The organism is Aquiflexum sp. (assembly GCF_041749095.1).
In the GTDB taxonomy this organism is placed as follows: domain Bacteria; phylum Bacteroidota; class Bacteroidia; order Cytophagales; family Cyclobacteriaceae; genus Aquiflexum.
In genome coordinates, this window is record NZ_JBGTCA010000168.1 from 1 (window position 1) to 10,235 (window position 10,235).

Below are 10,235 nucleotides of genomic sequence, written 5' to 3' on the forward strand. Positions count from 1 at the left end.
CTGACATGACAGTGGGATTTCTTGGTATAATTGAAGGTTACGGTAACCTTGGACTCCATGTGAATGGAAGAAGCAAACAATGGTATATGAAAATGGGGGATCCCATCAATCCCAACCGATTGACCCTTTTGAAGTTTGCCAATTTCAAATCCTATTATATGGCCGGTTCCTCTGAACTGTTGCCCGGTATGCCTCCTCCACCTCAACACGTAGCCAGTAAAATCGGTTATTCAGGCAGCAGGCCCACCTACCATTCCGGCCAGCAATCCGGATTGAAACTTGGATTTGGTGCCAATATGCAGTTTTCCGATACAGGTCCGATAGATATGACTTTTTTGATTTTTTATGCCAAAATAGGTGCAGGGATTGGTTTTGACGTGGCTTTGGAGCAATACACAAAAGGGTGCGATGGCACATCAGGTTTGCCGGGGATCAATGGCTGGTATGCCAATGGTCAACTTTGGGCATGGATGCATGGTGAGGCCGGGCTGGATCTGGACATGTGGCTTTATAAGGGCCGTGTTCATGCTTTTAAAGTGGAAGCGGCTGCTTTGCTTACCGCCGGTCTTCCCAATCCCATTTGGTTTGAAGGATGGTTTGGAGGTGGGTTTTCCGTTTTGGGAGGTGCCTATAAAGGCTATATGAACTTTAAAGTAGCCTTGAATACTGAACAAAAATGCATTCCTGAAAAAAATCCATTTGATGGTGATGCTTTGATCAGTCAGATTACACCTACAGGGCGAGGGGTTTCCACATTATCCAACCCTCAGGTGGTGTTCAATTTCCCCATCAATGAAGAAATTGAAATCAATACCATCGATGAAAAAGGAATTCCTGATCTAAAAAAATTCAGACTTGTCCTTACCCAGTTTGATTTGCTCAACCTGAAAAGTAATTCGGTCCAATTTAACTTGAACACCAAATCGAGGTTGGTTGTCCGTGATGAAAATTTCCTGGCAACCTTGTTTACCACCGAAACTTTGGACGAAAGAACCCCTTACAGAATCAGGGTAGGGGTCAAAGTACAGATATGGTCAAAAGAAAGATCTGCATTTGTTGATTATGTTTTTGATGGAAAAAAAGTTGAGCAATTTGATGAACTGACCACTTTTGTCTCCGGTGAATGTGCCAAATCCCTTTTCGAAACCGGTGCCTTATTGGCCTCCTATCCATTGGACCGTCAGCGGTTTTTGCTTCAGGAGGAGGACAGAAACGGAAAATTGTACCTGGAAAAAAACCTGACATGTTTATTTGGGGAGGATGTTTACGAAGTCAAAGCTATTTTTAGGGCACTTTCTACTTCAAGGTCAGCTACTGATACTGTTCCTGTTACCTTCTCCCACAATGGATCACAGTTAAATTTCCGTCTGCCAAAATTACCCAATGACGAAATAATAGAAGTCAGGTTTGTACAAATAAGAAAACCGAGGCCCAAAAGTCAATTGGAAACCAGCTCCGTTTCTTTCAGGGACAGGAATATTTATGTGGGGGCACTTAGTGTCGCCTCTAACAAATATACTGCAGCCAACCAAAAAAGTGACATTGCCATAAGAGGCATAGATACTCCCGGAAATTTCCTTGCAGCCAAAAAGACCGAGGAAATAGAAATCTATAGGTATTACTTCAAAACAAGCAAATTCAATACCCTGTCCCAAAAAATCGCTGCTACCGCATCCGGTGCCAATGCTGTCAAGACTGGTTCATGGGGTGCCATGGAATCCTATCAGGTACAGATTCCGGCAGATGAAGGAGTTGATGTCTATGATGTACAGGGAGGGATTTTTAGAAATCAAGCTTTTGAATCATTTGCCATCAGGCCAATAATTCACCTTTCAGCTTCAAACAGGTGGCAGGACGGCTATCTAAGAGATTATTTGTACAAAAGCTATGGGGTGGTTCGGGCCAGTCCATATCATACTGACATCAATTTGGCGGGATTCAGAGACCTCAGCCAATTGGGTAATGGAATTCCGCCCTTTAGACCATTGGGCTTTCCTACGAATGCGGCTGAACCAAAAATCAGCAACAGTGAAATTAACATCAAGCGCTCACAGTTGGGCACGGAAGAAATGACAAAATCCTTCCCTTACCAACTTAAAAATTATTGACCATGAGAAACACTGATATAAGATACTTGAAATTAATCTTCTTGATGTTTTGTGCATTTGTATCTGAGGCGCAGACCACTTTCACCACCAGTAATTTTTCATTGCTCAATACCCAAACCTTTAATACAAGTGGCACTGTATATACAGCCAATGAAAATAATTTGGTAACTGCCCAACCAGTAAGGTTAGAAGCTTATACAAATAAATGGGTAATCAATTATGGTATACCTGTTCAGGCTTCAATGGACTATGCTTATCTCAGGGCCAGAATGATAGTGGCTTATGAAACGCGTCCACATATTTACCACTATGGTACCGCTGCCCTCAGACAAGCTGTGGATATCCTTGAACTGAGTCCTTTCACCAAGATTTCTTCCTGGGTACCGGTAAGGACTGAACTGAGTTACAGATACGTACCTGCCATCCTGGGAACAGCTTCATCTGTCAGCCTCTACAGCGGTTTCAATCCACAACTGCAGCCAGTAAAAGGCAGCAATTTCTTTAACATAAGACAATAGCGAAATGGAATCAATTGAGAAAGAAAATAATACCTCTGGATTCAGATCCATCGCAATGAAGGTGACACTTGTTTTGCTGGCAATAAACATGAATTTTGTTTGGATCCAAAAATCCCATGCTCAAGATGAAATCACCGAACTTGACAGCATTTCGGGATTTCAGCCACTCAATTTAGCTTTATTGGCCAAATTCTATGGGGATTCGGTAGTCCTTCGCTGGGCACCCAAAGACCCTTTATTTTGGAAAGAATCCAATAAAGCAGGCTATATGATCCATCGTTTTACCGTGGATGAATCAATTTCCGGTAAAGAACCTACTAAGATCCTACTTACGGAAAGCCCTGTCCTACCATGGAGCTTGGAGACCTGGCAAGTTCGGGCTGAAGTTGGGGATACTTTAGCGGCTATGGCTGTGAAAATATTGTTCGAAGAAAATCTGGTTGAAACAGAAAACATGTCCATGGAAAATATCCTGAACATGAAAATCCAACAAGAGAACCTATTTGGGATGGCTTTGATGTTGGCAGACAATTCACCGAGGATTGCCGAAGGTTTGGGGCTGAGGCTGGTGGATAAGGAGATCGAAAAAGGGAAAGTCTATGTGTACACCCTACACGCTTTGGTCAACAATGAGTACTTCAAATCAGATACCGCAGCCGTGTTGGTTGAGACCCAGGAACTCCTGCCGCCACCCGTTCTTCCACCTATAACCGTGGAGCAATTGGATAAAGCAGTTAGGTTCTCATGGGACAGGTCGCTCTCCGAAGCATTTTTTTCGGCATACTTTATCGAACGCTCCACAGATAATGGCAATAGTTTTCAAAAAATCAGCAATGTCCCCATCATCCAACCTGAGGCTAGAAATGCTGAACTGGACAATTCCATGATATTTCTGACAGACTCCTTACCTCAAAATTATTTCCAATACCATTACAGAATATTTGGCATCACCCCATTTGGAGAAGCTGGTGCCAAAAGCGAAATCCTCACGGTCATGGGAAGGGACCTCACAGCCCCCATACCTCCTGATGCACTCTTGGCAGAAAACCTCCCAAACAATGAGGTCAGGATCAATTGGACAAAGAATGAATTTGAACCTGACTTTAAAGGCTTCCTCATCGGTCGCAGTCAAAATATTGAAGGCCCCTATATCCCACTGCATGATTTGCTCTTGGAAAAAAATAAAAATGAATTTATTGACAAAGAGGCCATTGGCCATGGCACAAATTATTACGTGGTTGCAGCCATCGATACCGCGGGAAATTCCGGTCTGTCTGTCCCTGCTTATGTAATCATGAAAGATGAAGCGCCTCCTGCCATGCCAATTGGACTTAATGGCACCATTGACAGCACAGGTGTAGTCCAATTGTATTGGGAATTGGGTACAGAGCCGGATTTGATGGGGTATTTGGTTTACTATGCCCATTCCCCTGAACATCCTTTTACCCCGATCTCGGAGGATTTTGTAGCCGATAATTCTTTTGCCGACAGTATAGCCCTGCAGACGCTTTCCAAAAAAATCTATTACAAAATTGCTGCCTTTGACAAAAACAGGAATCCAAGCCCCTACTCTGAGATTCTTGAACTGACCAAGCCGGATTTGGTACCTCCTGTTCCAGCGGTATTCAGTGATTATAGGTCTTTTAGTGACAGGGTATATTTATCTTGGATCCCAAGTAGCAGTGAGGACTTAGACCGGCAATTGCTATTTAGAAGGGAAAATGACAATGATTGGGAACTAATTCAGACCTTCGAAAAAGAAGTAGAAGTTTTCACTGACAGCACACTAGTTCGGGGTCCACAGTATGAATATGGAATAGTCTCAGTTGATGATTCAGGTTTAGAATCCGAAATGTCGTTTTCATTAAGTGTCAGACTTATTGACTCCGGACAAAGGCGAGAAATAGAAAGTTTCGAAATCCAACTACTGGAGGAAAATGGAACAATCAAGCTCCAATGGAATTATTCCGAAACAAGGGATTTCTATTTTGTGGTCTACCGCAATGAGAATGACAGTGGGCTTTTAAGTTATAAATTATTGGAACCGGAAGTCAGGGAATTGGAAGACAATGTTTTGGTTCAAGGACAATATGAATATGGGATAAAAGCGGTTTTTGATGATGGCGGTGAATCTCCGATGAAAAGGTCACAAAGGGTCAGGGTTGGTATTCAGTAGATATTTAAGACGATTTGTAAATAGACGGCTAATCAGGTTTTTTAAAAAATAGGATTTAGGAAAATGAAAAGTCGTCAAACTGATTTTGGGAGGGGATGTAGGCTCTATATCAGTAAAATCTGTTTTTTTTAAAGATCAAAAAAAATCGTAATCAATCCCCAATGGTCCGGCATTTCTGCTTGTTAAACCTGACAGGTATATTGACCGGAAAAACATTAAAAACATACTCTGAGCTGTAAAAACCTGTCAGGTTTCTGTCCACAAGGATAAACTTGACAAAATAGGATTAGTAAAAATGAATGTGATAAACAAAGTTGATCAAATGGAACAAGTGAAATTTAATCCAGGAAAATGCAGAATGATAACTGTAGGTCTATTTACTGTTTTGATCAAAGCCCGGCTATCCAAAGTACTTATGGCTGGCTAAAACCTGTTCGGTTTCAAAGCCATGAAAGCTCCAATGATGTATAAATTTTCCCCCGGAAAGCTACTGACCCCACGGCAGCAGAATTCCTGGAAAGTTTTCAATGGCTCGAAAATGGATTTAACGACATCCTGGGCAGTGTTCAAGATAAACTGTACATAGGACGTACTGCTGCGGGAGGATGGGGGAAAGCAATAGTTTTGAATGGAGACGGAAAAGCTGAGGTGCATTTTGATCAGGAATGCAATTTCATTCTTCAATTAAACTCCGGAAAAGTCATAGCGGCAGAGGCAGACAGAACGGCTGTTTTATATTATAATGATGGAAAATTTTACCTGAAGCCTTTCTCCCCTGTTTATATTGACTGAGTTTTGGATCAAGGGAAAACACCATCAAATGCTAATTCTTTTTAAGTTGTTTTTGGAAATTTGAGTCAGATAGACATTTGTTTTTTCCTCATGAGAAGAAGAATCATAAACCACCCATAATTTATTTTTATTCATGTTTTTAGAAGAGGATTTGTTGAAACCATTCTGCTTTTATGAAACTTAAATTTACCTATAGAAGGGTTGGGCCAATCCTCCACGAGGCCCATAAACAGGGGCTTTCTCTCCTGATTCCAGGGCGCCAAGATCTGGCGCTTTCCCCTGATAATGGTCATTCACATTCGGTATGCTGACACCCGCGTTTACGGCCCGTCCCTTGGGATTTAGGGTAAAGTCAAGGTCAACCGCATGATATACCCCATGGGGGTTTTCAGGGTCTGGAGGGCTCAGGTTCATGAAAATATCATAATCCAGTTCTATACCATTCTTTTCCAATCCACTTTGCGCCGCCAGTTCGCTCAGTGTAGCAAAAGCCTTGGCATCGGTTTTAGAATAATCATAAATTTGCCCATCTTCCGGAGCAATCCAGAGGTAATGCTTTTCGGAATTCCTGTTGGGCCTATATCCATTGAAATCGGAAGTGGAATATGCCGTGCCAAAGGGAAAGGCATTTATCGGCCGGTTTGGCGCATCTGCTCCCAGAAATAAGTTGTTCCGGAAATGTGCATTGGAAAAAGTCTGTGTATTGCGGTTTTCAGCAATAATGGTATTGTGATAAACCAATAGGCCTGCCGGTTTCGCCATAAACTTAAAAGCATATCCATTGGGGATATGGTAAATAACATTCCTGATAAAATAAGCTGGTCCTCCAAAGACCGGCTGGGCACTCAGGGCACATTGGGCGGAATTGAAACCACGGTTTCTCATCACGCGGATATTATGCACCCCACCATCTGCCTCTATAAAATCATCCACCATCAGGTGCATATCATTATTATAAATATCGATGGATACCGCCTTTAGGTCCTGTTCCTGCTCGGGTGTGCCATACGTTGAAATATTGATGGCATCATGAAAATAAGCTATGGAATTGTGACAGATCACATGTCCAGAACCATATACTATTATAGCCATATAACTTTTCAGCGGGCTTGCTCCGTAAACGCCAGGATTTGCCCAGCCTACCAGGTGGTTGCGCGGATCCCTGCCAAAGATGATATTGTCTGAAATATAAAAGTTCTTTGAGCCGGCAAACTCTGAAGTAATGGCAATGCCCACCTCCTCAATCCTGCAGTTTCTGACCGTAAGGTTGGAAGCTCCTATGACTTCTTTCAGGCCTGCCGAAAAAGCAATATCTGTATTTCTGATCACAAGGTTTTCAAAAATATGGTGCGCGGTACCCAATACATCAAAAAGCCGGTGGGCACCATTTCCGTCAAAAATAGCCTCACCATCTCCTGCACCCCTGATCACAATGGGTTTTTCTTCAGTGGCTTTGATGTTTAACAAATAAGTGCCGTCAAAAGGAATCCCATGCGGATCCACATAATCCAATAAATCGGCCTTATATAAGCCTGCATGAACCAGGATGATATCTCCCGGCTGGGCTTTTTTTTCACTTACCACCGACCAATCCCCCAAACCGGATCCAAAATAGGCAGCCTTGAGCCCTTCAAAGGAAGGCTCTTCTTTTTTTCCTTTATAACCCGGAGGATATACATGCAGCAAGCGGCCTCCGTCAGCTGACTTCGGTGCTGTACGGGTTTTAACTTTAACCGTCTGATTGGATTCTCCCTCTACCCCATCCGGATCCGAAAGGATAAACCTGCATTCATATTCGGTACCTGGTTCCAGATCCAGTATACTTCCTGCAAACATATGCGGCACCGTATATTCCAATTGCTCCATTTCCCGGAAAACGCGTTCTCCTCCTATCCGCAGCATGGGCATTCCTTCTTTCCAGGCTGTGCTGCCGGCTTTCCTGTATGCTACCTCAACCATAGCATTCCGGTTTTCATCCCCTTCAATCTTCCACTCAAAACCCAGATTGAGCAAAGTCGGAGGTTCAATAATAAACTCACCTGCCCGGACAGCATCATTAGCCAAAAGTATGTGGCTATAAAACAGCATTGCTAAGACGAGGGAAAATATTTTTCCTGAATACCGGTTTACAAAAAACTGTCTCTGAATCAATCCTGATATAAATTTTATAAAACTGATTTTCATATTCATGTAAATTAAACTGTGATTGAATTTAAACTTTCCAAATCAAAAGACCTTCGGGGTTCTTGGAAACCTCAAAGGTCTGTCCAAAAAACCTTTGAGGTCTTTTTTTGACCTCGAAGGTTTGATCCCAGGATTTAACATGCTTATAAATACTCCGGTTACCCCTGGTGAATCTATTAGTTTTTAGTTACAAAGTCAGAAATTTGATCTCCCGGGTCAGGTCCAGCCAAAGTGAACGTGTCAGGCACACCCTAGGATCCGGAGATTTCCTGGAAGAAACAATTTTGATGAAATTTAAACTGAAAAATAGCTTATGAGAAATTACAAGTTAAATTTAGCTGCCACTGGTAAATGGCCAGGTTCCACCAGAGGTTGGCGCGCCTGACCGTTGCAGGTCTGTCCGACAAAGGCAAGTTTGACCTATCCTTGGCAGTCTGAATAGGCACTGGTTCAAGACTTAGTCTTGGACCAATTCATGGCAGTCTTCAGACTGCAAAAAGCCTGAAGACTTGAACAATTGCCAAATTCACAACAGTCTGAAGACTGAAACAAAAATGGTCCAAGTCAAAGACTTGAACCATCCTTCATCCTTCCTCCCTCATCCTTTACTTCAGCTTCTTATACTTAATCCTTTTTGGCGTCACATCACCCAATCTCTTTTTCTTGTTTTCCTCATAGTCGGAGAAGTTACCTTCAAACCAATACACTTGGGAATCGCCTTCGAAAGCCAGAATATGTGTACAGATCCTGTCCAGAAACCAACGGTCGTGGGAAATGATCACGGCACAGCCTCCAAAGTTTTCCAAAGCTTCTTCCAATGCCCTTAAGGTATTTACATCCAGATCATTGGTAGGTTCATCGAGCAAAAGCAAATTACCACCTTCTTTCAAGGTCATGGCAAGGTGGACTCGATTCCTCTCACCACCGGAAAGTATACCGACTTTCTTTTCCTGATCCGAGCCGGTGAAATTGAATTTACCAACATAGGCACGTGAATTCATTTCCTTATTGCCCAACTTCATGATCTCATTTCCGCCGGAAATGGATTCGTAGACAGATTTGTTGGGATCAAGGTTGTCGTGTTCCTGATCTACGTAGGCCAGTTTTACCGTCTCTCCTACTTCGAAATTTCCTTCATCAGGTTTTTCTCTACCGGTTATCAATTTAAACAGTGTGGATTTTCCAGCACCATTTGGTCCGATGATCCCTACAATTCCACCTTGGGGCAAATTGAAGGATAAGTCTTCAAAAAGGAGTTTGTCTCCATAGGCTTTTGAAACCCCATTCACCTCAATCACTTTGGTACCCAATCTTGGCCCAGGTGGTATATACAACTCAAGCTTGGCCTCTTTTTCTTTTCCTTCCTCACTGACCATCTTATCATAAGCACTCAATCTTGCTTTTCCTTTAGCTTGGCGTGCTTTGGGAGTCATACGGATCCACTCCAATTCACGCTCCAAAGTTTTCTGACGTTTGGATTCTGTTTTTTCTTCCTGCTTCAGCCTGCTTTGCTTTTGATCCAGCCATGAAGAATAATTGCCCTTCCACGGAATACCTTCTCCCCGATCCAATTCGAGAATCCAACCGGCTACATTGTCTAGGAAATAACGGTCGTGGGTCACAGCAATGACAGTACCTTTATATTGTTGTAAATGCTGCTCGAGCCAAAGCACAGATTCAGCATCGAGATGGTTGGTCGGTTCATCCAATAGCAAAACATCAGGCTCCTGAAGCAGCAACCGACAAAGTGCCACCCTTCTTTTTTCACCACCTGAGAGATTGCCAACATTGGCTTCACTAGGAGGCAATCGGAGCGCATCCATGGCTTTTTCAAGCATCAGGTCCAGTTCCCATGCATTGGCTGCATCCAGTTTCTCCTGGACTTCTCCCTGTTTGGTGATCAATTTATCCATGGCATCCGGATCATCCATCAATGCAGGGTCCATGAATTTCTCATTGATTTCTTCAAATTCTTTCAATAGGGCAACAGTTTCGGAAACCGCCTCTTCCACAATTTCTTTTACAGTTTTGGTAGGATCCAATTTAGGTTCCTGCTCCAACATACCAACCGTATATCCGGGCGACCAAACCACTTCCCCCAAAAATTCCTTATCCATTCCGGCAATGATCCTTAAAAGCGAACTTTTTCCTGATCCGTTGAGGCCGAGTACACCTATTTTTGCTCCATAAAAAAAAGAGAGGTAAATATCTTTCAGAACTTTCTTCTGCGGAGGGTAGATTTTGGACACTCCAGCCATAGAAAATATAATTTTTTCAGCACTCATAGTATTGGTTTTGATGATTTTATTTGCATTTAGGACAAAGATGGCAAAAAAAGGTCTTTCTTAGGATAAATGCTTTTGAATTAATTAATTTGCAAAAAAGTAAAGGGGACTACCACACACCAACCTATTAAATCGAAATGGAGCATCCATACGGGTACATTAAAGATAACAA

The 10,235-nt window shown here is 42.6% G+C and carries 5 protein-coding genes; 3 read left to right on the forward strand and 2 right to left on the reverse strand.

What is annotated here, in order from left to right; genetic code table 11:
* From ACEW8O_RS08230 to ACEW8O_RS08240, 3 genes are all read left to right on the forward strand, one after another.
* Positions 1-2,108 (forward strand): hypothetical protein (locus ACEW8O_RS08230; RefSeq protein ID WP_373494141.1); only part of this gene is annotated, 2,108 nt, incomplete at its 5' end.
* Positions 2,109-2,110: 2 nt separating this feature from the next.
* The gene (locus tag ACEW8O_RS08235) at positions 2,111-2,626 is read left to right on the forward strand and encodes a hypothetical protein (RefSeq protein WP_373494142.1); all 516 of its coding nucleotides are present in this window, start codon (positions 2,111-2,113) and stop codon (positions 2,624-2,626) included.
* A 4-nt stretch (positions 2,627-2,630) separates the two neighbouring features.
* A complete protein-coding gene (locus tag ACEW8O_RS08240; RefSeq protein ID WP_373494143.1) occupies positions 2,631-4,802 on the forward strand; it encodes a hypothetical protein in 2,172 nt (723 codons plus the stop codon).
* A gap of 978 nt (positions 4,803-5,780) precedes the next feature.
* Here the strand turns inward: ACEW8O_RS08240 and ACEW8O_RS08245 are convergent.
* Together ACEW8O_RS08245 and ettA are read right to left on the reverse strand one after the other, a co-directional pair.
* Positions 5,781-7,778: a hypothetical protein gene (locus ACEW8O_RS08245; RefSeq protein ID WP_373494144.1), complete on the reverse strand. Its 1,998-nt coding sequence runs from the start codon at positions 7,776-7,778 to the stop codon at positions 5,781-5,783.
* A 605-nt stretch (positions 7,779-8,383) separates the two neighbouring features.
* Positions 8,384-10,063: an energy-dependent translational throttle protein EttA gene (ettA, locus tag ACEW8O_RS08250; RefSeq protein ID WP_373494145.1), complete on the reverse strand. Its 1,680-nt coding sequence runs from the start codon at positions 10,061-10,063 to the stop codon at positions 8,384-8,386.
* Between the last annotated feature and the right edge of the window lie 172 nt (positions 10,064-10,235).

Coding starts and splice junctions, on each gene's coding strand:
- ettA (WP_373494145.1), bottom strand. CDS start 10,063: ATGAGTGCTGAAAAAATTATATTTTCTATGGCTGGAGTGTCCAAAATC.
- ACEW8O_RS08240 (WP_373494143.1), top strand. CDS start 2,631: ATGGAATCAATTGAGAAAGAAAATAATACCTCTGGATTCAGATCCATC.
- ACEW8O_RS08245 (WP_373494144.1), bottom strand. CDS start 7,778: ATGAAAATCAGTTTTATAAAATTTATATCAGGATTGATTCAGAGACAG.
- ACEW8O_RS08235 (WP_373494142.1), top strand. CDS start 2,111: ATGAGAAACACTGATATAAGATACTTGAAATTAATCTTCTTGATGTTT.